Here is a 23,140-nt window from a genome sequence, read left to right as displayed (position 1 = left end):
AGAGGGTTAACGTCAGGCGTTTTAGACGCGGACAGTTTCAATCGAATTGGCTGAGTGGTTTGGCATATTGGTGAATTTCAGGTGAACAAGTCATGAACAAACTCTTTCCCTCGTCATCAAACCGGCGTAGCTTGCAGCCATGAGCAGTTTTGACGAAATGGACGCCTTCGAGGGCGCATCGCTGTCCCAAAGAGCTATGGCACGGCCATCAACTCCGTATCTTGATGATCTGAACCCGGCGCAGCGCGAGGCGGTTGAGCAACTTGATGGTCCGGTATTGATGTTGGCTGGGGCGGGGACTGGTAAGACCAAAGCGCTGACGACGCGTATTGCGCATCTTTTGACCACCGGACGCGCCCGCCCGAACGAGATTTTGTCGGTGACGTTCACCAATAAAGCCGCGCGTGAAATGAAAGAGCGTGTAGGGCGTCTGCTTGGCCAGCCCGCCGAGGGAATGCCCTGGCTGGGCACCTTTCACGCGATCTGCGTCAAGCTGCTGCGCCGCCATGCAGAGTTGGTGGATCTGAAGTCGAACTTCACCATTCTGGACAGCGACGACCAGCTTAGGTTGCTCAAACAATTAGTGCAGGCGGCAAATATCGACGACAAACGCTGGCCTGCGCGGATGCTGGCCGGGATTATCGATGACTGGAAGAACCGCGCACTGACACCGGACAAGGTGCCCACCGCGGATGCCGGGGCTTATAACCACAAAGGCATTGAACTCTACGCCCAATACCAGACTCGCCTGCGCGAGTTGAATGCCGTCGATTTCGGCGACCTGTTGCTGCATATGGTGACAGTCTTCCAGATGCATGGGGATGTGCTGGAACAATACCAGCGTTGGTTCCGCTACATCCTTGTGGACGAATATCAGGATACCAACGTCGCTCAGTACCTCTGGTTGCGATTGCTGGCCGGCGGGCACAAGAATATCTGCTGCGTGGGCGATGACGATCAGTCGATCTATGGCTGGCGAGGGGCCGAGGTGGGCAACATCCTGCGGTTCGAAAAGGATTTTCCCGGCGCTTTTGTGGTGCGGTTGGAACAAAACTACCGCTCGACCCCACATATTCTGGCGGCTGCTTCGAATGTCATCCGAGGCAATGAAAGCCGTTTGGGCAAGGAGCTTTGGACCGCCGAGGAGAATGGCGAGAAGGTGCGCCTGATCGGTCACTGGGACGGCGAGGAAGAGGCGCGTTGGATTGGTGAAGAGATCGACGCGATGCAGGGCGGTACCCGAGGCGTGCGTCCGATGAATCTCGACGAGATGGCTATCCTTGTCCGCGCATCCCACCAGATGCGCGCATTTGAAGACCGGTTTCTGACCATCGGTCTGCCCTACAAGGTGATCGGCGGGCCACGCTTTTATGAGCGGATGGAGATCCGTGATGCCATGGCCTATTTCCGGCTGGTGGTCAGCCCCGAAGATGATCTGGCCTTCGAACGGATTGTGAATACGCCTAAGCGCGGTCTGGGCGACAAGGCACAACAGACGATCCAGATGACGGCACGGGAAAACGGTGTGTCCTTGGTCGACGGTGCGCGGATCGCGATCGACAATGGGTTGATCAAGGGGAAAGGCAGTAAAGCGCTGAGCGAGTTGATCGACGGGCTGGCCCGTTGGAACGCGATGACCCGTGGGCCCCGGATCGAACTTGACGACGAGGCGGTGATCGACGATGGCACGGCGCCGATGCGGTTTGGCGCGCCCGAGCATACACATATCGAACTTGCCCAAATCGTATTGGACGAATCCGGCTATACTGGACACTGGCAAAACGACAAAACGCCCGAGGCACCGGGGCGGCTGGAAAACCTTAAGGAACTGGTCAACCAGTTGGATAATTTCGAGAACCTTCAAGGGTTCCTCGAACATGTCAGCCTCGTCATGGATAACGAGCAGGACTCGGATGGTGCGAAAGTGTCGATCATGACCTTGCACGCAGCCAAGGGGTTGGAATTCCCTGCCGTGTTCTTGCCGGGGTGGGAGGATGGGTTGTTCCCGTCCCAACGCTCGATGGATGAGACCGGCATCAAGGGCCTCGAGGAAGAGCGGCGGCTGGCCTATGTCGGCATCACTCGCGCCGAAGAGGTCTGTACCATTTCTTTTGCCGCCAACCGGCGTGTTTTCGGCCAATGGCAGAACTCGATGCCATCGCGGTTCATTGATGAACTGCCCGAGGACCATGTAGAGGTGCTGACGCCTCCGGGACTTTATGGCGGGGGGCAGACGACAGCCGGAATCGAAACCCGCGCGGCCGAGGCGAATGTCTATAACTCTCCTGGCTGGCGGCGAATGCAGGCCCGGCAAGGGCAGTATGGTATGTCGCAACCAAAAGAGAGCCGCAATACGGTGATCGATGCCACTGCCGTGGCCAGTTTCACACTGGGCGAGCGGGTGTTTCACCAAAAGTTTGGCTATGGCGGTGTGATCGGGATCGAGGGCGACAAGGTCGAAGTGGATTTCGACAAGGCCGGCACCAAGAAAGTTGTCTCTCGGTTTTTGTCCGCCAAGGACGATGTTCCGTTTTAATCATATGGAATGTGCCTGACGGCACATGCTCTTTTTTACAAAAGGCGCCCAGCTCTGGCTGTGGCGCTTTTTTCGTGTTGGGGAAATCAAAAACGGCGGTTTCCAGGGAGGAGGAGAGGAAACCGCCGTTCTTATTAACATCGAAGCAGGGAGGAGGAGAGCCCCGATGTATACGAACCCGGGTTTGATCCCGGTATGGGAAGACGCGGCGACATCAGGGAGGAGGAGACGTCGCCGCGCGCTTTCAACATCAGGGCAGGGAGGAGGAGAGCCCCGATGTATCAAGTTCCGGCGTTCAGGGCCGGTATTAGATGCGGCAGCATCAGGGAGGAGGAGAGATGCCGCCGCTGATTACAGACCCAAAGGGAGGAGGAGGGCCTGATCTCGGTTGTTCTTCAGGTGCTTAACGCACCGCGTTTTCTTCGGCCGCTTGCATTGCAATGCGGCGGATCATCGAACGGTGCAGGCCCAGATCGGCCAGTTCGCGATCCGACAAAGATGCCAGTTCGCTGACCGTTTGGCGGTACATGCGATAGCGATCAAAACGCGTTTTTGCTGCTTCGATCAGAGCGCTCAGCCCACCTGTGGATGCGCCTTTCAGCGCGGAAGTATTGGTTGCCACTGTCATGTGCGTAACCCGATGTCTCATGTTGTTGCCGGTGTGTTCCGGCGTTTGCTTGAGACTGAAAATAGGTGAATGCTGCAATTGCACAATAGCTGACGTCGTCAATGCTGCTATGCAGCAAACGCATAGATATCAATTCGTTGGGTGTTGATTTGGAAATTCGCCCTAAAAATATGGGTTTGGCGCGCGTCTGGTTTGCGTCAGGAATTTGCAAAAAAATGTTAGCGCAAGCGGATGCTTCATGTTTGTGCGCCCAACTCTAAAATTTGTGCGGTGGGAAACCATCGTTTGCATGCTGTGTGAGTTTGGTGCGCCTGCCGCGATGACATAGGAAACCATGGGAGGGTCGGCTGAGCTTTGTGAAAGGCATGTGGCCGGTCTTACAGGATGCGCGTGATTCGTAGCGAAATACTGAAACTCACCGCAGGTTTGAAAGGTATTTGCACTAAAGTCTGATCTATGCGGGAAATCATGGGAAATTTTGATGGCCACCTATCTGCGCATATGTTGTGCCTGCCTAGATCAATATGTCGACATAGTGTGTACATCGCGCGTTTTTCACGATAAGAATATCAGTATTACGCTGCTTGAGTCGTTTCTAGTTTAAAAATACTAGTTGATTTCCATGAATTCCCATGGCATCCCTTATTCATCCGATGAGGACGAGGCAGCAGGGGCGCCAAACGACCCCGAACCAAAAATAATCAGGTTTCATACAGGCATCTCGCTTTCATCAATCAAGAGATCCGGCGCGCGGGCGAGCAGACATCCCCCCAGGTGGCGCGTGCAGCTGGACATCCCGCACAGCGGGTCAATGCGGCGGGTTGATCAGTGGCAGCAGATCAACCCGCCGTTTTTACTTCCGGGGGAACGTAGTTTTCTGGTGGGGCGCAAGCGAAAGGGACAGTCGTCTTGGCGCGCAGGTTTAGAGGTGAAAGCCACCATAAGGTGGACACAAAAGGCAGGGTCTCGATCCCGGCCTCGTTTCGCCGTGTGCTTGAAGCGTCCGATCCCAATTGGCAGCCCGGAGACAGTCCTGAACTGGTAATTGTCTACGGTGACCACCGCCGCAAATATCTTGAGTGTTATACGATGCAGGCCATCGATGAGGTTGACGCCAAGATCGATGCCTTGCCGCGCGGCTCGATGCAGCGCCGGATGCTGCAACGCATGTTCCACGGTCAGTCGTTCCCGACCAATGTGGATGAGACCGGGCGCTTGGTGCTGCCCGCCAAGTTGCGCAGCAAGATCGATCTTGAGAATGAGGCGTTCTTCATAGCTGCCGGTGATACATTCCAGATATGGAAGCCTGAAACCTACGAGGCCGAGGAACTGGCCGCAGCCGAAGATTGGCTGGACGATCTGCCCGAAGATTTCGATCCGCTGCAGTTCCTTGATGGCACCGGGGATGCGTAGCGGCATGGCCGGCGCGACCCCCTCCTCGGATAAACCACATATCCCAGTTTTGCTGCGCCCCTTGCTGGCTGCGGTGGCCCCTGTTTCAGGCATCTGGTTGGATGGTACTTTTGGTGCTGGGGGCTACACCCGCGGATTGCTTGAAGCTGGCGCGGATAAGGTCATTGGTGTGGATCGCGATCCGCTGGCTTTTGAAATGGTTGCCGATTGGGCCGGGGACTATGGCGACCGTCTGGTGATGCAGCAAGGTGTGTTTTCGCGCATGGATGAATATGCCCATGATCTGGACGGCATCGTTCTGGATCTTGGGGTCTCTTCCATGCAGCTGGATCAGGCCGAGCGCGGGTTCTCCTTCATGAAAGACGGTCCGCTGGATATGCGCATGAGCCAGGAGGGCGACAGCGCTGCCGATATGGTCAATACTGCAACCGAGGCGCAGCTGGCCGACATTCTGTTTCACTATGGTGAAGAGCGCGCCAGCCGTCGCATCGCCAAAGCCATCGTAAAAGCGCGTGCTGAGGAGCCGATCACAACAACCTTGCGATTGGTCGGGATCATCGAGTCCTGCCTGCCGCGCCCAAAACCCGGGCAATCACACCCAGCAACACGCAGCTTCCAAGGCCTGCGCATCGCAGTAAACGCAGAATATGAAGAGCTGTTTCAAGGCCTAATGGCGGCTGAACGGGCGTTGAAACCCGGCGGGCAACTGGCCGTTGTCACCTTCCATTCCATCGAGGATCGGATGGTGAAACGGTTCTTTCAGTCGCGCGCGGGCAAAACAGGCCGGGCCAATCGTTATGCGCCTGAAATGAAAGAAGAACAGCCGCAGTTTAACCTGAAAACCCGTAAGGCCGTTGGTCCGGATGATCAGGAATTGCAGGACAATCCACGCGCGCGTTCGGCCAAGCTGCGCGTTGCTGTGCGCACGGATGCCACTGCGGGGGAAATCGATGCCCGCGCTATCGGCATGCCGCAACTTGGGGGAAGGGCAAGATGAGGGGTTTCTTGTATGTGTTGACTGCTCTGGCGGTGTTCGGATTGGCATTATGGGCGTATCAGGAAAACTACCGTACCCAGCAGGTGTTGAAAGAAACCCAAGGGTTGCAGCGACAAATCGGCACCGCACAGGTGCGGCTGGCCGTGCTCAACGCAGAATGGGCCTACCTGAACCGCCCTGATCGGCTGCGAGAGCTGGCGGATCTGAATTTCGAACGCCTCGGTCTGCTGCCGCTGCGTTCTGAACAGTTCGGGCGGGCCGATCAGATCACCTATGCCGAGGACCCGGATCTGCCGATTGTTGATCCGATCGAGCTGCAGGCAATCACCGATATTCAGGCCCTTGGCGAGGTACAGTTCCCATGACCCGCACGCCACTCCGTCCTTTGGCCCGCGTTCTGGATGCCCGCGCCCGTGGCGAAAACCCCAAAGCGATTGAACGGGAAAATATCCGCCAGCGCCACGAAGATATGAAGGACCGAGCCCGCGCCCGCGCCGAAGGGCGCCTGCTTGTACTTGGGCTGTTCTTTTTCTGCGCCTTTTCGGTTGTGGGCGTGCGCATGGGCATGCTTGCCACATCCGAGGCCCAGGAGCCGCTGGCCAGTGCGCCCGGCGCGGCAATTGCCATGCAACGGGCCAATATTGTCGACCGCGAAGGGCGCATACTGGCGACCAATCTCGACACTTATTCGGTTTACGCTCAACCGCCTTTGATGATCGATCCGAACGCGGCCGCCGACCAGCTTGTCGCGATCTTCCCAGATCTGGAGAAAGAGCGCCTGATCAAGGACTTCACTGGCAACCGCAAGTTCATCTGGATCAAAAAGCGGATCTCGCCCGAACAGAAACAGGCGGTACATGACATCGGAGATCCGGGCATCTTGTTCGGCCCGCGCGAGATGCGCCTGTATCCCAATGGCCGTCTTGCGGCACATATACTAGGTGGTTCCGGGTTTGGGCGTGAAGGCGTCAGCGCGGCCGAGGTCATCGGCGTGGCCGGGGTCGAGAAAAAGTTCGACGACTATTTGCGTGACCCGGCCAACGGCAACAAACCCCTGCAACTGTCGCTGGACCTGACCATTCAGGCCGCGGTCGAACAAGTGCTGCATGGTGGCATGAAGATCATGAACGCCAAAGGGGCCTCGGCTGTTTTGATGAATGCGCATACGGGCGAGGTCGTTTCGGCTGCGTCGTTGCCTTCCTTTGATCCCAACGACCGTCCGCGCCCGCCAACCTCGGGCTTTGATCCGTCGGACAGCCCCTTGTTCAACCGCTATGTGCAGGGTGTTTACGAGCTTGGGTCGGTCTTCAAAATCTTCACCGCTGCGCAGGCGGTGCAACTGGGGCTGGTGAATTCGAACACGATCATCGACACTTCGGGCCCGATGAAAATTGGCCGGTTTCCGATTGGCGAGTTTAACGGCAAGAACTACGGCAAAATCAGCGTGGCTGATGTGATCGTGCACAGCTCTAACCGGGGCACTGGTCGCCTAGCCTTGCAGATCGGCGCGCAGCGGCAGCAGGCCTTCCTGGAAACGCTTGGTATGTTCGAACCTACGCCGTTCGAAATTGTCGAAGCCGCAGGTGGCGAACCCCTTAAGCCCAAGAAATGGGGCGAACTGAGCACCGTGACCATCTCTTACGGCCATGGGTTGTCGACCAGCCCAATGCATTTGGCAGCAGGATATGCGGCCATCGCCAATGGCGGCCACTATGTAAGCCCGACAATTTTGCGCAAAAATGGCCCGCAATATGGGCCGCGAGTGATGTCGCAGGACACGGCCAGTCAGGCGCAGAAGATGCTGCGCAAGGTCGTCACGGAAGGGACAGCAAGTTTTGGCGATGTGTCGGGGTATTACGTTGCAGGCAAAACCGGCACTGCCGACAAACCGAAACCCCGCGGTGGGTATTATGACGATAAGGTCATTGCCACCTTTGCCACGATGTTCCCGTCTTACGATCCGAAATACGTTCTGATCGTCACACTGGACGAACCGTCCATCGTGGCCTACGGCGAAAAGCGCCGAACGGCAGGCTGGACTGCAGTTCCTGTCGCCGCCGAATTGATCGGTCGGATCGCACCGCTTTTGGGTTTGCGTCCCCGGCTTGAGCCTGAAGCCGGCGCTGCTATAACCCTGACCTCGAACTAGGTTGTTGGACAGAAGGTGGGTTATGGGCGATCAGTCAAAGAAACTTAGCCAGCTGGCCCTGACTGCGCGGGGGGGTGCGAACCCGTCGATCACCGGGCTGGCCGTCGATAGCCGCGAGGTCAAGGATGGCTACCTGTTCGCGGCCCTTCCGGGCACGCGGGTTCATGGCGGAGAGTTCATTCAATATGCCCTGCGTATGGGCGCAGCTGCGATCTTGACCGATGCCGAGGGCGCCGAAATCGCCGCGACTGATCTGTCGGCCTCGGATGTGGCCCTGATCGTGACCGAAGACCCCCGGCAGGCCTTGGCCGGATGTGCCGCGCTGTGGTACGGGGCGCAACCGCAGACCATTGTGGCCGTCACCGGCACCAACGGTAAGACATCCGTCGCAACATTCGTGCGTCAAATTTGGACCGAGCTGGGCCATGCCGCCGTAAATCTTGGCACAACCGGGGTGGAAGGAGCTTGGACCGCACCGCTGGCCCACACTACGCCCGAACCGATCACCCTGCATCGGTGTTTGGCCGAAGCGACCCATAATGGTGTAACCCACGCCGCGATGGAAGCGTCTTCCCACGGTCTTGAACAACGCCGCCTTGACGGCGTGCAGTTGGCCGCAGCCGGGTTTTCGAATTTCACGCAGGACCATCTGGACTATCACGAAACGTTCGAGGCGTATTTCGACGCCAAGGCGGGTTTATTTGATCGGGTTCTGCCACAGGACGGTGTCGCAGTTATCAATCTGAGTGACCCGAAAGGCGGGCAGGTGCGGCGGATCGCCGAAGCGCGCGGCCAATCGGTGCTGTCGGTTGGGCTTGGACAGGCAGACCTGTGTCTGATGAACCAGCGTTTTGACGCGACAGGACAAGATCTGCGGTTTTCCTGGCAAGGCAAAACCTTCCTGACTCGTCTGAACCTGATCGGTGGGTTTCAGGCTGAAAACATACTGCTCGCTTGCGGATTGGTGATTGCAGCCGGGGATGACCCGGAGCGCGTGTTCGAAACGTTACCGCATCTGACAACTGTGCGAGGCCGTATGCAACTGGCTGCAACCCGCGAAAATGGCGCGGCCGTCTTTGTTGACTATGCCCACACACCGGACGCGGTTGCGACGGCACTGAAAGCCTTGCGTCCGCATGTGATGGGGCGTCTGATCGCCATTGTTGGCGCGGGCGGGGACCGCGATGCCACCAAACGCCCCTTGATGGGCAGTGCTGCGACAAATCACGCCGACATCGTTTTTGTCACCGATGACAACCCGCGCAGCGAAGATCCGGCCACAATTCGCGCTGCGGTGATGGACGGAGCCCCAGGAGCCACTGAAGTGGCTGATCGGGCCGAAGCCATCCTGCGTGGCATTGACGCCCTGCAACCGGGCGACGCGTTGTTGATTGCGGGTAAAGGGCATGAAACGGGCCAGGTTGTCGGCGATCAGGTTCTGCCGTTCGATGATGTCGAACAGGCCAGTATCTCGGTCGCCGCATTGGATGGGAGGGTCGCATGACCCTTTGGACTGCAGCCGAGGCCGCCGGCGCAACCGCAGGGCGCGCCACCACCGATTGGGTGGCAAACGGTGTGTCCATCGATACGCGCACGCTGCGGCCTGGCGATCTTTTCGTGGCCCTCAAGGCGGCACGTGACGGGCATGATTTCGTGGCACAGGCGCTTGAAAAAGGCGCCGGCGCTGCGCTGGTCTCGCGTATTCCAGAAGGTGTCTCTGAAGATGCGCCCTTGTTGATCGTGAAAGACGTGCAGGCCGGGCTAGAGGCATTGGGACAGGCCGCCCGGGCCAGAACAGCGGCAAAAGTTATCGGGGTAACCGGCAGTGTCGGCAAAACCTCGACCAAGGAAATGCTGGCTGCGATCTTATCGACACAAGGCCGCACGCATGCCAGCGTTGCCAGCTACAACAACCACTGGGGTGTTCCTCTGACACTGGCCCGGATGCCCCGGCAGACCGAGTATGCCGTGATCGAAATCGGCATGAACCATCCGGGAGAAATCTCGCCACTGGCGCGACAAGCCCGCCCTCATGTCGCGCTGGTCACAACGGTTGCCGCCGTGCATCTGGAGGCGTTTGACTCGGTTGCTGGTATTGCTCATGAAAAAGCTGCGATCTTCGACGGATTGACCGCAGGCGGCACCGCTGTCGTCAATGCAGATATCGAACATGCTGGTATTCTGCGCCAACACGCGCAGGCGCTGGGTGCGAAAACAGTCGATTTCGGCCGTGCAGCCTGCGATTTTGTTTTGACTGATGTCGAGCAGTTATCAGACTCGGTTCACGCTGTGGCAACAATAGGCGGAAAAACCTTTGCCTATGACGTGGCGTCGGCGGGCACGCATTTTGCGATGAATGCGCTCGGCGCTTTGGCTGCTTGCCGTGAATTGGGTGTCGATATTGACCGGGCCATCGCTGGTCTGAAACTCTGGTCACCGGTGCAAGGGCGCGGGGTGCGCGAGATCATCGCACTGCCTAAAGGCGGGCAAATCGAAGTGCTGGATGATAGCTATAACGCCAACCCCACATCGCTGGTAGCGGCCCTTGATGTTCTTGCCGCGGTTCAAGGCACACGACGGATCGCTTTTCTGGGCGATATGAAAGAGTTGGGCCCAGAAGAACAGGCGATGCATGCCGACGTGGCAGGCGTGGGCGCCATGGCGCATATTGATCAGGTACATTGCATCGGCCCGTTGATGCAGGCCCTGTATCAGGCGTTGCCGGAAGGTCGGCGCGGGCTGTGGTTTGAAACCAGCGATGAGATGGCGACGCATCTGCCGGACGTGATCCGGCCCGGTGATGCGGTTCTGGCCAAAGGGTCTCTCAGCATGGCATTGGCACGGATTGTTGACGGTTTGCGGAAAATGGGGCAAGGGGGCGCGCCTGATGTGTAACCCACCCGTGAAACGCGTTTGAGAAAGGTCTTATAATGCTCTATTGGCTGACCGCCCTGTCGGACGGGGGAGATTTTTTTAACCTCTTCCGCTACATCACATTCCGCGCAGGCGGCGCCTTCCTGACTGCACTGATATTCGGGTTTCTGTTTGGCAAACCATTGATTAACGTGCTGCGCAAGAGGCAGGGCAAAGGTCAGCCAATCCGTGACGACGGGCCCGAGGGCCATTTGTCCAAAGCCGGAACGCCGACCATGGGTGGATTGCTGATCGTGGGCGCGCTTTTGACATCCACCCTGATCTGGGCCCGGTGGGACAACCCTTATGTCTGGATGGTGCTGTTTGTAACGCTGGCGTATGCGGCAATTGGCTTTGCTGATGACTATGCAAAAGTATCGAAGCAGAATTCCAAAGGTGTTTCTGGCAAAATGAGGCTTGCTTTGGGGGTCATCATCGCGGTGCTGGCCGCAGGGTGGGCATCCCTGAACCATCCCGATGCGTTGCAAAACCAGCTGGCCCTGCCGGTGTTCAAAGATACACTGATCAACCTTGGTGTCCTTTACATTCCGTTCGCAATCATCGTGATCGTTGGCGCTGCCAATGCGGTGAACTTGACAGACGGTTTGGACGGGCTCGCCATCATGCCGGTGATGATTGCAGCCTCGACGCTTGGGATCATCGCCTACGCCGTTGGACGGGTGGACTTCACTGAATATCTGGATGTGCACTATGTGCCAGGCACGGGCGAGATCCTTATCTTTACCTCGGCCCTGTTTGGTGCGGGTCTTGGCTTCCTTTGGTATAACGCTCCTCCAGCAGCTGTCTTCATGGGCGACACCGGGTCTTTGGCTTTGGGCGGTGCGCTGGGTGCCATTGCTGTCGCGACCAAACACGAGCTGGTTCTTGCGGTAGTTGGCGGCCTGTTTGTGGTCGAAGCGCTGAGTGTGATCATCCAGGTGCTTTACTTCAAGCGTACTGGCAAACGGGTTTTTCTGATGGCGCCAATCCACCACCACTATGAGAAAAAGGGCTGGGCGGAACCTACGATTGTCATCCGTTTCTGGATCATCTCACTGATCCTGGCGATGATTGGTCTGGCGACCCTCAAAGTCAGGTAATGCTCCCGCCAGGTTCGACTGGCCTGCGGCCCGCCTTGCACATGTTGGGCCCGGCTCGCGCTGCCGCGCGAGCCCGATGCCGCCCTTGCCAATGGCAATTTCTTCGGTGCAGTGTGGCGGCCAATTCAAGATTGAAGTGAAGGTAGGGCAGCATGATCCCGGTCAAAGGGTTTTCAGGACAAAAGGTGGCTGTTCTGGGGCTGGGCCGTTCGGGTCTGGCCGCGGCACGCGCCCTTCTTGCAGGTGGAGCCACGCCCATCTGCTGGGACGATAATCCGGCCACGCGTGACTTGGCCGAGCAGGAAGGATTTACCTGCGCCGATCTGTTGCGCCATGGCGCCTTTGACGATGTTGCGACGCTAGTGGTCTCGCCGGGTATTCCGCATCTTTACCCAAAACCAAACCCGGTTGTAGCCGCAGCGCTTGAAGCCGGTGTTCCGGTGGACAACGACATCGGCCTGTTCTTCCGGTCTTTCGCGGATCAGGATTGGGGCAAGTTCGAAACTCCACCACGGGTGATTGCGGTTACTGGATCAAACGGCAAGTCTACGACAGCCGCACTGATCCACCATATTCTGACCGAAGCCGGACGAGATGCGCAATTGGCCGGTAATATCGGGCGTGGGGTGCTTGATATCGAACCAGGTGGCGATGGCTCGGTCGTTGTGCTGGAACTCAGCAGCTATCAGACTGAGCTGGCCCGCGCGCTGACGCCGGATGTGGCGGTGTTTACCAACCTCTCACCAGATCATCTGGACAGGCATGGCGGCATCGGCGGGTACTTTGCAGCCAAGCGGCGCCTGTTCGCGGAAGGTGGCCCGGATCGCGCCGTCATTGGCGTGGACGAGGCCGAAGGCGCATTTCTGGCAGGCCAGTTGGCCGAAGGCCCGACCGATGACCGGGTGATCCGCGTTTCGGTTGCGCGCAAGCTTACAGGGCCGGGATGGCAGGTTTTTGCTCGTAAAGGTTTCCTGTCGGAATACCGTAAGGGGCGTCAGGCCGGTTCGATCGATTTGCGCGCCATCAAGGGCCTGCCCGGTGCGCATAACCACCAGAACGCCTGTGCAGCCTATGCTGCCTGCAGGTCGCTGGGTCTGGCACCACGGGTGATCGAAGATGCGTTGCACAGCTATCCGGGTCTGCCGCATCGCAGCCAGATCATCGCCGAAGCCGATGGTGTGACCTATGTCAACGACTCCAAGGCGACCAATGTGGACAGCGCTATCAAAGCGCTAAGTGCCTTCAAAAAGATCCGCTGGATTTGCGGCGGGTTAGAGAAAGAGGGCGGTATCGTGGCCCTGAACGGTGCCACTAAAGACGTTCTCAGGGCCTATGTCATCGGGCGTGAGGCGGCAAATTTTGCCATGCAGTTGGACATTGACGCACAGGTCTGCACGACCATGGAGGCGGCCGTTGCGCAAGCAGTGGCAGACAGCCATCCGGGGGAGACTATATTGCTCGCCCCGGCCGCTGCCAGTTTTGACCAGTATGACAATTTCGAACAGCGCGGAGACGATTTCGCGGAACAGGTCAAAAGCCAACTGGAAGACTAGCTCATTTGCAATTGACCGCCGTTTCGGACAGAGTCCGAGGTGATTGGCTTGACGCCATTTAAGAATTTGTTTTGTTTCTCGATAGCTCAACACGAGGTCATGAATATGCCAAACCGTAAATCTCTTATGATTGTTCCCGCTTTGATGCTGGCTGGTGCCTGCGCGAATACCGGGGCTAGCTATCAGCCGGTTATCGATGGGCCGATTGGGCCGAACTACAGCAACGATCTGGCGCAATGCCAGCAATTGGCTGCATCGCAGGCAACTATTGACGGTAGCACTGCCGGGAACGCAGCTATCGGTGCGGCAGGTGCGGCCGCAGTCACCGGGATTGTTCAGGACAGCAGCGACAATCTGGGTCGTGCTGCTGTTGCAGGTGCTTTGTTGGGGGCGAGTGCTGATGCCATCGGCAAGAACCAGAACAAGGAAGTCATTGTGCGGAATTGCATGCGTGGTCGTGGCTACAACGTAGTCGGTTAATCACCAGCAATCGCGGTTCCGGCGGCGTGGCCCGAGGACCACGCCCACTGGAAATTGTAGCCGCCCAACCATCCGGTGACATCCACCGCTTCGCCAATTGCATAGAGGCCGGGGATTTCCTTGGCCTCCATCGTTTTTGACGACAAATCATCCGTATCTATCCCGCCCAAGGTCACCTCGGCAGTGCGATACCCTTCGGTGCCCGAGGGCACGAGGTGCCAATCGGAAAGCGCTTTCGTCAGTTCAGCCAGTTTCGTGTCTGACTGATCGGCTAGCTTGCCGGACACCAGAAGCTGTTGGCCAAGGTAGTCCACAAGCCGCCCTGGCAGATGCCGCGCCAACTCGGTGCTCAGGTCCTTGCGCCCGGACGCCTGTCTTTGGTCGCGCAGAAGGTCGTACAAAGGCAGATCGGGGATCAGGTTGACCCGGATCGCCTCGCCTTCGCACCAATAGGATGACAGTTGCAACACCGAAGGACCGCTGAGGCCACGATGAGTGAACAGCAGGGCTTCGTCAAAGCCCGTCCGGTCATTGGACAGTCGAGCCGGCAGGGACACCCCCGACAAATCCTTGAATTTACCGTCCGAGAATGTGAACGGCACCAAACCAGCGCGGGTGTTGGTCAGACGCAACCCAAACTGCTGCGCTATGTCATAGGCCAGTCCCGTGGCACCCATCTTGGGGATCGACTTGCCGCCCGTCGCCAGCACCAGATTGTTACAGGTCAGGCTGTGCCTTTGCCCTTCGCGTTCGACCTCCAAGGCAAACCCGGCGTCGGACTTGCGGAGGAAACGCAGTGAAGTCTGCACCCAAAGCTCGGCACCCGCGCGCTCCATCTCAGTCAGCAGCATCGCGATGATCTGCTTGGAGGAGCCGTCGCAGAACAACTGGCCCAACGTCTTTTCATGCCATGCTACGTCGTGCCGGTTTGCCAGATCGATGAAATCCCACTGGGTATATCGCGCCAGCGCCGATTTGCAGAAATGGGGGTTCTGCGACAGAAAGTTATCGGGGGCCGCATAAATGTTGGTAAAGTTGCAGCGCCCACCGCCCGAGATGCGAATTTTCTCACCCGGGGCCTTCGCGTGATCGATCACCAGAACGCGCCCGCCGCAATGGGCCGCGCACATCATACCGGCAGCACCGGCCCCAAGGATGATCGTGTCATAGGTCATACCCAGCGCATGGCGTGGATCGTTGAGGAAGGCAAGAGGTTGCCTGTCTGGATTGCGTTTGCCGGGCCGCCCACACTCGGGTAGATTCAAGCAAATTGTTCAAGCTCCGATACGAACCCCGAAACATAGGAACATCGCCCATGTCACAGACCATCACGAAGGGGATCAAAGCCCTGCTTGCCGAGGCAAATGCCGTCGTTACGACTATCTCGATCGAACAAGCCAAAGGTTTGATCGACAGCGAAGAGCATGTTCTGGTCGATTTGCGCGATATTCGCGAGTTGAAGCGCGCGGGTAAGATACCCGGCGCTTTTTCATGTCCACGTGGCATGCTGGAATTCTGGATCGACCCGGAAAGCCCGTATCACAAGGACATCTTCGATCAGGACAAAACATATGTCTTCTATTGTGCCAGCGCGTGGCGGTCGGCGCTCAGCGCCAAGACAGCAATGGAAATGGGTCTGGCCCCGGTCGCACATATCGAAGGTGGGTTCAGCGCCTGGGTTAAGGCAGATGGCCCTGTCGAGGATGTCGACTAGCGCAATTCGACAAAGCGTCTGGCGGCACAAAACCCGCCCCGGCAAGGTTCCGCACGCCGCCAATTGTTTTCCGCCACGACCCGTCATTCCACTGGCCCAAACGCGAATTTCCCTGTAGACTCTCAATCAGATCCCGAAAAACGGGACGTTGTTGAGGCAGATAGTGGCGGTATCTCATGACTGAGATGGTGTATGGCGCGGTCCAGGACCAGCGCGGCGAACCGATTCTACCAAAGTGGTGGCGGACGATTGATCGTTGGACGATGTCCTGCGTACTGATCCTGTTTGTGATCGGGCTGTTGTTGGGGCTGGCCTCATCGCCACCGCTGGCAGGTCGCAATGGGTTTGATCCCTTTCACTATGTAGAGCGACAGGCATTGTTCGGCGGGTTGGCCTTGGTTTCGATGTTGCTGACCTCGATGATGTCGCCGACGCTTGTACGACGTCTGGCGGTACTGGGCTTTCTGGCTTCATTCGTGGCGCTGGCCTTCCTGCCCATCTTCGGCACTGATTTCGGCAAAGGCGCCGTGCGTTGGTATTCGCTGGGCTTTGCCTCGCTACAACCCTCGGAATTCCTGAAACCCGGTTTCGTCGTTGTGGCCGCATGGTTGTTGGCAGCGTCCCAGCAAATCAATGGCCCACCGGGGCGGATCTGGTCGTTCGCCTTGTGCATGGCCATTGTTGGCATGCTGGTGATGCAGCCTGACTTCGGTCAGGCCTGTCTAATCCTATTCGGCTGGGGTGTGATGTACTTCGTCGCCGGTGCGCCGATGCTGCTGCTGGTCGGCATGGCCGGGGTCGTTGTTCTGGGCGGCATGTTTGCCTATTCCAATTCCGACCACTTCGCCCGCCGCATTGATGGCTTTCTGAACCAAGAGGTCGACCCGACCACCCAGCTTGGCTATGCCGCCAACGCCATTCGCGAAGGCGGGCTATTTGGCGTTGGCGTTGGCGAAGGACAGGTGAAATGGTCGCTGCCCGATGCCCACACAGACTTCATCATTGCCGTTGCGGCCGAGGAATACGGCCTGATCCTTGTGCTGATCATCATCGCTCTGTATTCGATCATCGTGGTGCGTTCGCTTTTGCGCCTGATGCGTGAGCGTGACATGTTCATCCGCCTGGCGGGCACTGGTCTGGCCTGTATGTTCGGCGTTCAGGCGATGATCAACATGGGCGTTGCCGTGCGCCTGCTGCCCGCAAAGGGCATGACCTTGCCGTTTGTCAGCTATGGTGGCTCGTCGCTGATTGCCGGCGGCATCGCAGTTGGCATGTTGCTGGCCTTCACCCGAACCCGCCCACAGGGCGAACTTGGCGATATTCTGCGCGGACGAGGCTGATGGGCAAACCCTACCTATTGATTGCGGCTGGCGGCACCGGGGGCCACATGTTCCCTGCGCAGGCACTGGCCGAGGCAATGTTGTATAAAGGCTGGCGCGTGCGTCTCTCCACCGACGCGCGCGGCGCGCGATATACCAGTGGTTTCCCGCATTCGACCGAAATTGTCGAAGCATCCTCCGCCACGTTCGCGCGCGGCGGGTTGGCTGCCAAGGTGCTGGCCGGGCCCAAGATTGCAGGCGGTGTTACCTCCATGTCATTTGGCATGATGCGCGATAAGCCGAATGTGGTTGTGGGCTTTGGCGGATATCCGTCGATCCCGGCACTCAGCGCCGCAACCCTGCTGAAAATTCCCCGCATGATCCACGAACAGAACGGTGTTCTGGGGCGCGTGAACCAGCTGTTCGCAACCCGGGTTGCGCATGTAGCTTGTGGTGTCTGGCCCACGGATCTGCCGGAAGACGCGAACGGTATTCACACCGGAAATCCTGTCCGCGCCGCAGTGCTGGACCGCGCGGCAGCGCCCTACATTCCACCGGGGGACTACCCGATGTCGGTCTTGGTGATGGGCGGCTCTCAGGGCGCTCGCATCCTCAGCGATGTTGTGCCGGGGGCGATTGCAGCTTTGCCCGAAGATCTGCGCCGCTATGTCCGGGTTGCCCATCAGGCCCGCGACGAGGATGGTGAGCGTGTCACTGCATTCTACGCCGATCACGGCATCCTGGCCGATGTGCAACCGTTCTTTCAGGATGTCCCTCGCCGGATGTCCGAAGCGCAGCTGGTCGTCTCCCGTTCGGGCGCATCCAGCGTCGCTGACATCTCGGTCATCGGACGCCCGTCGATCCTGATCCCCTTTGCCGCGGCGGCAGGCGACCACCAGACAGCCAATGCACGCGGACTGGTTCAGGCGGGCGGGGCGATCATGATCCCCGAAAACATGCTTGACGTTTCTTCGCTAACCGAACAAATGACCACGGTTTTGACCAACCCCGAAGCCGCACAGAAAATGGCCCATGCCGCCTTGTCAGTCGGGGCACCGGACGCAACCGAGCGTCTGGTGGCCCTTGTCGAACAACTGGCGCAGAAGGAGACCACATGAACCCAGCAACCAAACTGCCGCAGGATGTAGGTCCGATCCACTTTGTCGGGATCGGTGGGATCGGGATGTCAGGCATTGCCGAGGTACTGTTGAACCTGGGTTATCGGGTGCAGGGGTCCGATCTGAAAGCCTCTAAAATCACGGATCGTCTGGCAGGTCTGGGTGCTGAGATCTTTGTCGGTCAAAAAGCCGAAAACCTTGAAGGCGCTGCAGTCATCGTTACTTCCACCGCGATCAAACCCGGCAACCCGGAACTTGACGAGGCGCGGGCTCAAGGCTTGCCGGTCGTGCGCCGCGCAGACATGCTTGCCGAGCTCATGCGCCTGCGCTCCAACATCGCCATTGCCGGGACCCATGGCAAAACCACCACAACAACGATGATGGCCGAGCTGATGGTTGCAGGTGATTTCGACCCGACCGTGATCAATGGCGGTATCATCCACGCCTATGGCTCTAACGCACGGATGGGGCAGGGCGAGTGGATGGTGGTCGAGGCGGACGAAAGCGACGGTTCCTTCAACCGCTTGCCCGCGACCATCGCAATCGTCACCAATATCGACCCCGAACATATGGAGCATTGGGGCGATTTCGATCAATTGCGCGATGGTTTTTACGAGTTCGTCTCAAACCTGCCCTTCTATGGCCTTGCAGTTTGCTGCACCGATCATACCGAAGTTCAGGCGCTGGTTGGCCGTATCACCGACCGTCGGGTGCGCACCTATGGCTTCAACGCGCAGGCTGATGTGCGCGCCGAGAACCTGACTTACAAGGGCGGCGTCGCGCATTTCGACATCCACCTGCAATACGAAGACAAGGTTATCGAAGGCTGCACTCTACCGATGCCCGGCGATCACAACGTCTCGAATGCGTTGTCCGCCGTGGCTGTCGCCCGCCATCTGGGTATGAAGGCGGTAGAAATCCGTGATGCGCTTGCTAATTTCGGCGGCGTCAATCGCCGCTTCACCAAGGTGGGTGAGGTCGAAGGCGTCACCATCATCGACGATTACGGCCACCACCCGGTTGAAATTGTCGCCGTTTTGAAAGCCGCCCGCCAGGCTACCGAAGGCCGTGTCGTTGCGGTTCATCAGCCGCACCGCTATTCCCGCCTGTCCAACCTGTTCGACGATTTCTGCACTTGCTTCAATGACGCTGACGTCGTCGCCATCGCCGAGGTTTTCGCCGCTGGCGAAGACCCGATTGAAGGGGCCAGCCGCGACGATCTGGTCGAAGGGTTGATCCGCCACGGTCACCGTCATGCCCGTGCGATCCTGAATGAAGAAGACCTTGAACGCCTCGTGCGCGAACAGACCCGTCCCGGTGATATGGTTGTTTGCCTGGGCGCAGGGACGATCAGCGCCTGGGCTAACGGTTTGCCCGAGAGATTGCAAAGAAAACAAGCTGTTTGATGTCCATGTTGATTTGGCACACAACCATAAAGTGTGATACGATGCTCGCTGATACCGCGCGTCCTTGGAGGGGCGAATGGACTATTCGATGATCTTTGCCGCCCTCTGGGTGATCTGCGCCACAATCGTGGCGCTGTTGCCGATGCGGCTGCAATTTCCGCCGGGCATCGCGCTGTTGATCTGTGCGCCAGCGCTTATCATCTGGCTGGGCTATGACCACGGCTGGTTCTGGTCGGTTCTCGCTTCCGGCGGGTTCATCTCGATGTTCCGCAATCCCATCCGATTTTACTGGCGCAAATGGACAGGCCGAGAGGTGACAGAATGATCTGGTCTCTCGCCCTTGCCGCGCTCTGGGGCCTTGCGGCCAATATTCTGGCGATGATCCCTAGCAAAGACAATCACTGGGCTCGTGCCTATTTCCTAATCGCGGTAGGCATTCCGATTGTAGGTTACGTGACTTACGAGAACGGCCCGTGGATTGGGCTGCTGGTCCTCGCCGCAGGAATGTCGGTGTTGCGCTGGCCTGTGATCTATCTTGGGCGGTGGTTGCGCGGTCTGATGTAAGGGCGTTCCTCTTTGTTTGATTCGATCTTCGTAATCATGGCCCCAATTTTCTTTGGCTTTATTGGCTGGTTTTTGACCTTTGCCTACGCGGCTCTCCACAGAAAGCTTCGACTGGCATATACCGCTTCCATCTTGTGGTTTGTTCTTTTGGGTCTAGCGCTGTATTGGCGCTCGATTGAGACCTACGACATTACCCTCGCAGTGATAGCGTACGTTATCTGGATACATTTGTGGTACGGAGTGGTCGCGATAATAGGATGGAGTATCGGGGCATGGTGGCGGAAACGCTCACGGAGCTGAACCTTAAAAGCCTACGTGGCAAACTCGCAAATGGTCGCCTGTTGTCCGACCTCACATGGCTCCGCGTTGGCGGTCCAGCGGACTATTTGTTCCAGCCGGCGGATATCGAAGATCTGCAAACCTTTCTGGGCGATCTGCCAGCAGATGTCGCGATCTTCCCTATGGGCGTCGGATCGAACCTGATCGTCCGAGACGGTGGGCTCCGTGCCGTGGTAATTCGGCTCGGGCGCGGGTTCAACGAGATCTCGGTCGAAGGCAACACCGTCACTGCGGGCGCAGCAGCGTTGGATGCGCACGTGGCGCGCAAGGCGGCGGACGCGGGCGTTGACTTGACCTTTCTGCGCACCATCCCCGGTTCAATCGGCGGCGCGGTACGGATGAATGCCGGGTGCTATGGCAGCTATACGGCAGATGTGTTGCGCAAAGCCACAATCGTGACCCGGCAGGGCGAGATTTTGGATCTCACGCCTGAAGAGCTAAATTTTCGATATCGCCAGTCCGATTTACCGGACGGTGCGGTGTTGGTTTCGGCCCAGTTCGAGGGCCCTGCAGGCACTCCCGCTGATCTGCATGCGCGTATGGACGCCCAACTGAAGAAACGTGACGAGACGCAACCCACCAAGGACCGCAGCGCCGGATCGACCTTCCGAAACCCTGCGGGCTTCTCGTCCACTGGCCGCACTGATGATGTGCATGACCTCAAGGCGTGGAAAGTGATTGATGACGCAGGCATGCGCGGCGCCACGAGGGGCGGCGCACAGATGAGTGAGAAGCATTCGAATTTCCTGATCAACACCGGAGACGCCACCGCCGCAGACCTCGAAGGGCTGGGCGAAGAGGTGCGAAAAAAGGTTTACGAAACAAGCGGTATCACGCTAGAGTGGGAAATCATGCGGGTCGGTGATCCGCTGACAGAATAAAGCCCAAACCGTCAGACCAATAACAGGCAATTTAAGGCGACGGATCAAAGGCATAAACGCAGTACGGACCACCAGATAAGGTCCGGGGACATTGAGGCGCACGAACGTGGGTATGTCGAGCAGGACAAACCCCAAAGTGGCGGTATTGATGGGCGGCCCCTCGGCTGAACGCGAGGTGTCTCTCAGCAGCGGGCGCGAATGCGCAACCGCCCTCAGGGGAGAAGGTATTGAAGTGGTCGAGCTGGACGCAGGTCCCGACCTCTATGCGCGCCTTTTGGACATCAAGCCGGATGTTGTTTTCAACGCCCTGCATGGCCGTTGGGGCGAAGACGGCTGTGTGCAGGGCCTGCTGGAATGGATGCGCATCCCTTACACGCACTCTGGTGTTTTGGCTTCAGCTTTGGCGATGGACAAGCAGCGCAGCAAAGAGGCGTTTCGCATCGCGGGGCTGCCCATTGCCGACAGTGTGATCCTGCCCAAGACCGAGGTGGTGGCCAAGCACACAATGCCAGCACCTTATGTGGTCAAGCCCAACAACGAGGGGTCCAGCGTCGGCATCTATCTGGTGTTTGAGGGCGCAAATGGCCCTCCGAAACTGTCAGATGACATGCCCGATCAGGTGATGGTCGAACAATACATCGCAGGCCGCGAGTTGACCGTGACCGTGATGGGCGACCGCGCCCTGACGGTGACCGAGATCATGACCGACGGCTGGTACGACTATGACGCCAAGTACAAACCCGGCGGATCATGGCATGTTCTGCCCGCCGAAGTTCCATCCGAGATTTTTGACATGTGCATGGAGTACGCTTTGCGCGCCCACACTCTGTTGGGATGCCGGGGTGTTAGCCGTACCGATTTTCGTTGGGATGACAGTCAGGGTACGGACGGGTTGTTCTTGTTGGAAACCAACACCCAGCCCGGGATGACGCCAACCTCGCTGGTGCCGGAACAGGGCGCGCATTGTGGCCTGACGTTCGGCCAGCTCTGCGCCTGGATGGTGGAGGACGCCTCATGCGACCGCTGATCGCCACCCGCGCACCCGTGATCCACCGCGCCAAACCATTGGCCGGGCCGGATGCAGATTTTGAGTCCGCTGGATCAGAGGACAGCGATGTTCAACCTGTCCTGCGGCTTCGCGGGGCCAAGGTCTTTGCGCGAACCGCACGACGCAGTGACCCTGCGCCGTCGCGGCTCAGCTATCGGTTCCAGCGCTGGATGTTGACGCCGGGCATTCGCCTTGGTGTCAAGCTGGGCGTTCCGATCTGCGCCATTGCCGCAGCAGCTGGTCTATATTTTGCCTCTGAAGATCGGCGCGAAGCCGTTAGCGCTTACATCGCTGACATTCGCACCTCGATTCAGGAGAGACCGGAATTCATGGTCAATCTGATGGCGATTGATGGCGCCGGAACCGGGTTGGCCGATGATATTCGCGAGATCGTTCCATTGGATTTCCCGATTAGCTCCTGGGATCTGGATGTCGAGCAGATGCGTGACACCATCACAGGTCTGGACCCGGTGAAATCCGCGACGGTGCGCATTCGCCCCGGCGGTATTCTGCAGGTTGATGTCATTGAACGGCAGCCCGTTATCGTCTGGCGCACCCGGGACGGTGTCGAGTTGCTGGACGAAACCGGCGTGCACGTGGATCAGGCCGTTTCGCGGAGGGATCACGTGGATCTGCCGTTGGTTGCTGGAACTGGTGCAGATCAGCACGTGTCCGAGGCGCTGCAGATTTTTACCACCGCCCGCAGCCTCGGCGATCGGGTTCGCGGATTGGTTCGCGTCGGTGAGCGGCGTTGGGATCTGGTGCTCGACCGCGGGCAGCGCATCATGTTGCCCGTCGAGCGCCCGGTGCGCGCGCTGGAACGCGTGCTGGCGGTGAACGAAGTGCAGGATCTTCTGGAGCGAGACGTGGCCGTGGTGGACATGCGCCTTGGGCAGCGTCCGACAATCAGAATGACAAAAGCTGCCAGCGAGGACTGGTGGAATACAAAAGTGACAGTGGGTAACGGGCAGTAACGATCATG

Annotated in this window: 21 protein-coding genes; 19 read left to right on the top strand and 2 right to left on the bottom strand. The window is 58.4% G+C overall.

What is annotated here, in order from left to right; genetic code table 11:
* Window positions 1-139 precede the first annotated feature (139 nt).
* Window positions 140-2,536 (top strand): ATP-dependent helicase, encoded by a 2,397-nt coding sequence (locus Q1B13_RS10825; RefSeq protein ID WP_299079767.1) that lies wholly within the window; start codon window positions 140-142, stop codon window positions 2,534-2,536.
* 403 nt (window positions 2,537-2,939) lie between these two features.
* On the opposite strand, the gene Q1B13_RS10820 is transcribed toward Q1B13_RS10825, so the two are convergent.
* Window positions 2,940-3,164, bottom strand: a complete 225-nt coding sequence (locus Q1B13_RS10820) for a DUF1127 domain-containing protein (protein WP_298933232.1) — start codon at window positions 3,162-3,164, stop codon at window positions 2,940-2,942.
* Window positions 3,165-4,109: 945 nt separating this feature from the next.
* Here Q1B13_RS10820 and mraZ point away from each other — a divergent pair.
* The 9 genes from mraZ (at window position 4,110) to Q1B13_RS10775 (ending at window position 13,769) form a co-directional block, all read left to right on the top strand.
* A complete protein-coding gene (mraZ, locus tag Q1B13_RS10815) occupies window positions 4,110-4,577 on the top strand; it encodes a division/cell wall cluster transcriptional repressor MraZ (protein WP_299799799.1) in 468 nt (155 codons plus the stop codon).
* A 4-nt stretch (window positions 4,578-4,581) separates the two neighbouring features.
* Window positions 4,582-5,574: a 16S rRNA (cytosine(1402)-N(4))-methyltransferase RsmH gene (gene rsmH, locus Q1B13_RS10810; RefSeq protein WP_299079770.1), complete on the top strand. Its 993-nt coding sequence runs from the start codon at window positions 4,582-4,584 to the stop codon at window positions 5,572-5,574.
* The gene (locus tag Q1B13_RS10805) at window positions 5,571-5,939 is read left to right on the top strand and encodes a cell division protein FtsL (protein ID WP_299079773.1); all 369 of its coding nucleotides are present in this window, start codon (window positions 5,571-5,573) and stop codon (window positions 5,937-5,939) included. The genes rsmH and Q1B13_RS10805 overlap by 4 nt, the downstream gene beginning before the upstream one ends.
* Entirely contained in the window at window positions 5,936-7,723 is a 1,788-nt protein-coding gene (locus tag Q1B13_RS10800; protein ID WP_299079776.1) for a penicillin-binding protein 2, read from the top strand. Before Q1B13_RS10805 ends, Q1B13_RS10800 begins: the two co-directional genes overlap by 4 nt.
* Window positions 7,724-7,745: 22 nt before the next feature.
* Window positions 7,746-9,227 carry a UDP-N-acetylmuramoyl-L-alanyl-D-glutamate--2,6-diaminopimelate ligase gene (locus tag Q1B13_RS10795; RefSeq protein ID WP_299079779.1) on the top strand — a complete coding sequence of 494 codons (1,482 nt, stop codon included), beginning with the start codon at window positions 7,746-7,748 and terminating at the stop codon, window positions 9,225-9,227.
* Window positions 9,224-10,618 (top strand): UDP-N-acetylmuramoyl-tripeptide--D-alanyl-D-alanine ligase, encoded by a 1,395-nt coding sequence (gene murF / locus Q1B13_RS10790; protein WP_299079781.1) that lies wholly within the window; start codon window positions 9,224-9,226, stop codon window positions 10,616-10,618. The genes Q1B13_RS10795 and murF overlap by 4 nt, the downstream gene beginning before the upstream one ends.
* Window positions 10,619-10,653: 35 nt before the next feature.
* Entirely contained in the window at window positions 10,654-11,736 is a 1,083-nt protein-coding gene (mraY, locus tag Q1B13_RS10785; RefSeq protein WP_299079783.1) for a phospho-N-acetylmuramoyl-pentapeptide-transferase, read from the top strand.
* Between the two features lie 152 nt (window positions 11,737-11,888).
* Window positions 11,889-13,289, top strand: a complete 1,401-nt coding sequence (gene murD / locus Q1B13_RS10780) for a UDP-N-acetylmuramoyl-L-alanine--D-glutamate ligase (protein WP_299079787.1) — start codon at window positions 11,889-11,891, stop codon at window positions 13,287-13,289.
* Window positions 13,290-13,394: 105 nt separating this feature from the next.
* Entirely contained in the window at window positions 13,395-13,769 is a 375-nt protein-coding gene (locus Q1B13_RS10775) for a glycine zipper family protein (RefSeq protein WP_298933213.1), read from the top strand.
* Here Q1B13_RS10775 and Q1B13_RS10770 read toward each other — a convergent pair.
* Window positions 13,766-14,944 (bottom strand): NAD(P)/FAD-dependent oxidoreductase, encoded by a 1,179-nt coding sequence (locus Q1B13_RS10770; RefSeq protein WP_299080100.1) that lies wholly within the window; start codon window positions 14,942-14,944, stop codon window positions 13,766-13,768. The two genes, Q1B13_RS10775 and Q1B13_RS10770, sit on opposite strands and share 4 nt — an antisense overlap.
* Before the next feature lie 140 nt (window positions 14,945-15,084).
* Here Q1B13_RS10770 and Q1B13_RS10765 point away from each other — a divergent pair, with 140 nt between their 5' ends.
* The 9 genes from Q1B13_RS10765 (at window position 15,085) to Q1B13_RS10725 (ending at window position 23,132) form a co-directional block, all read left to right on the top strand.
* Window positions 15,085-15,483 carry a rhodanese-like domain-containing protein gene (locus Q1B13_RS10765; RefSeq protein WP_299079789.1) on the top strand — a complete coding sequence of 133 codons (399 nt, stop codon included), beginning with the start codon at window positions 15,085-15,087 and terminating at the stop codon, window positions 15,481-15,483.
* A 176-nt stretch (window positions 15,484-15,659) separates the two neighbouring features.
* On the top strand, window positions 15,660-16,823 hold the full coding sequence (ftsW, locus tag Q1B13_RS10760; RefSeq protein ID WP_299079792.1) for a putative lipid II flippase FtsW: 1,164 nt from the start codon (window positions 15,660-15,662) through the stop codon (window positions 16,821-16,823).
* Complete coding sequence (locus Q1B13_RS10755) at window positions 16,823-17,920, top strand: UDP-N-acetylglucosamine--N-acetylmuramyl-(pentapeptide) pyrophosphoryl-undecaprenol N-acetylglucosamine transferase (RefSeq protein ID WP_299079795.1); 1,098 nt, start codon at window positions 16,823-16,825, stop codon at window positions 17,918-17,920. The genes ftsW and Q1B13_RS10755 overlap by 1 nt, the downstream gene beginning before the upstream one ends.
* Window positions 17,917-19,326, top strand: coding sequence for a UDP-N-acetylmuramate--L-alanine ligase (gene murC / locus Q1B13_RS10750; RefSeq protein WP_299079798.1), 1,410 nt, complete (start codon window positions 17,917-17,919; stop codon window positions 19,324-19,326). Before Q1B13_RS10755 ends, murC begins: the two co-directional genes overlap by 4 nt.
* Window positions 19,327-19,402: 76 nt before the next feature.
* Window positions 19,403-19,651, top strand: a complete 249-nt coding sequence (locus Q1B13_RS10745) for a DUF2484 family protein (protein WP_299079801.1) — start codon at window positions 19,403-19,405, stop codon at window positions 19,649-19,651.
* Complete coding sequence (locus tag Q1B13_RS10740; RefSeq protein WP_299079804.1) at window positions 19,648-19,890, top strand: DUF2484 family protein; 243 nt, start codon at window positions 19,648-19,650, stop codon at window positions 19,888-19,890. The genes Q1B13_RS10745 and Q1B13_RS10740 overlap by 4 nt, the downstream gene beginning before the upstream one ends.
* A 272-nt stretch (window positions 19,891-20,162) precedes the next feature.
* The gene (murB, locus tag Q1B13_RS10735) at window positions 20,163-21,110 is read left to right on the top strand and encodes a UDP-N-acetylmuramate dehydrogenase (RefSeq protein ID WP_299079807.1); all 948 of its coding nucleotides are present in this window, start codon (window positions 20,163-20,165) and stop codon (window positions 21,108-21,110) included.
* A gap of 112 nt (window positions 21,111-21,222) precedes the next feature.
* The gene (locus Q1B13_RS10730) at window positions 21,223-22,137 is read left to right on the top strand and encodes a D-alanine--D-alanine ligase (protein WP_298933195.1); all 915 of its coding nucleotides are present in this window, start codon (window positions 21,223-21,225) and stop codon (window positions 22,135-22,137) included.
* Window positions 22,125-23,132: a cell division protein FtsQ/DivIB gene (locus Q1B13_RS10725; RefSeq protein ID WP_299079810.1), complete on the top strand. Its 1,008-nt coding sequence runs from the start codon at window positions 22,125-22,127 to the stop codon at window positions 23,130-23,132. The genes Q1B13_RS10730 and Q1B13_RS10725 overlap by 13 nt, the downstream gene beginning before the upstream one ends.
* The last annotated feature ends 8 nt before the right edge of the window (window positions 23,133-23,140 follow it).

The organism is uncultured Ruegeria sp., from assembly GCF_947489545.1.
Lineage (GTDB): Bacteria > Pseudomonadota > Alphaproteobacteria > Rhodobacterales > Rhodobacteraceae > Ruegeria.
Note: the sequence above shows the minus strand (reverse complement) of the source record. Positions and strands in the feature narration are given on the sequence as shown.

Coding starts and splice junctions, on each gene's coding strand:
- Q1B13_RS10725 (WP_299079810.1), top strand. CDS start 22,125: ATGCGACCGCTGATCGCCACCCGCGCACCCGTGATCCACCGCGCCAAA.
- Q1B13_RS10765 (WP_299079789.1), top strand. CDS start 15,085: ATGTCACAGACCATCACGAAGGGGATCAAAGCCCTGCTTGCCGAGGCA.
- mraY (WP_299079783.1), top strand. CDS start 10,654: ATGCTCTATTGGCTGACCGCCCTGTCGGACGGGGGAGATTTTTTTAAC.
- murC (WP_299079798.1), top strand. CDS start 17,917: ATGAACCCAGCAACCAAACTGCCGCAGGATGTAGGTCCGATCCACTTT.
- Q1B13_RS10775 (WP_298933213.1), top strand. CDS start 13,395: ATGCCAAACCGTAAATCTCTTATGATTGTTCCCGCTTTGATGCTGGCT.
- rsmH (WP_299079770.1), top strand. CDS start 4,582: ATGGCCGGCGCGACCCCCTCCTCGGATAAACCACATATCCCAGTTTTG.
- Q1B13_RS10745 (WP_299079801.1), top strand. CDS start 19,403: ATGGACTATTCGATGATCTTTGCCGCCCTCTGGGTGATCTGCGCCACA.
- murF (WP_299079781.1), top strand. CDS start 9,224: ATGACCCTTTGGACTGCAGCCGAGGCCGCCGGCGCAACCGCAGGGCGC.
- Q1B13_RS10825 (WP_299079767.1), top strand. CDS start 140: ATGAGCAGTTTTGACGAAATGGACGCCTTCGAGGGCGCATCGCTGTCC.
- Q1B13_RS10755 (WP_299079795.1), top strand. CDS start 16,823: ATGGGCAAACCCTACCTATTGATTGCGGCTGGCGGCACCGGGGGCCAC.
- Q1B13_RS10770 (WP_299080100.1), bottom strand. CDS start 14,944: ATGACCTATGACACGATCATCCTTGGGGCCGGTGCTGCCGGTATGATG.
- Q1B13_RS10805 (WP_299079773.1), top strand. CDS start 5,571: ATGAGGGGTTTCTTGTATGTGTTGACTGCTCTGGCGGTGTTCGGATTG.
- murB (WP_299079807.1), top strand. CDS start 20,163: ATGGTGGCGGAAACGCTCACGGAGCTGAACCTTAAAAGCCTACGTGGC.
- murD (WP_299079787.1), top strand. CDS start 11,889: ATGATCCCGGTCAAAGGGTTTTCAGGACAAAAGGTGGCTGTTCTGGGG.
- Q1B13_RS10730 (WP_298933195.1), top strand. CDS start 21,223: ATGTCGAGCAGGACAAACCCCAAAGTGGCGGTATTGATGGGCGGCCCC.
- Q1B13_RS10795 (WP_299079779.1), top strand. CDS start 7,746: ATGGGCGATCAGTCAAAGAAACTTAGCCAGCTGGCCCTGACTGCGCGG.
- Q1B13_RS10800 (WP_299079776.1), top strand. CDS start 5,936: ATGACCCGCACGCCACTCCGTCCTTTGGCCCGCGTTCTGGATGCCCGC.
- Q1B13_RS10820 (WP_298933232.1), bottom strand. CDS start 3,164: ATGACAGTGGCAACCAATACTTCCGCGCTGAAAGGCGCATCCACAGGT.
- Q1B13_RS10740 (WP_299079804.1), top strand. CDS start 19,648: ATGATCTGGTCTCTCGCCCTTGCCGCGCTCTGGGGCCTTGCGGCCAAT.
- ftsW (WP_299079792.1), top strand. CDS start 15,660: ATGACTGAGATGGTGTATGGCGCGGTCCAGGACCAGCGCGGCGAACCG.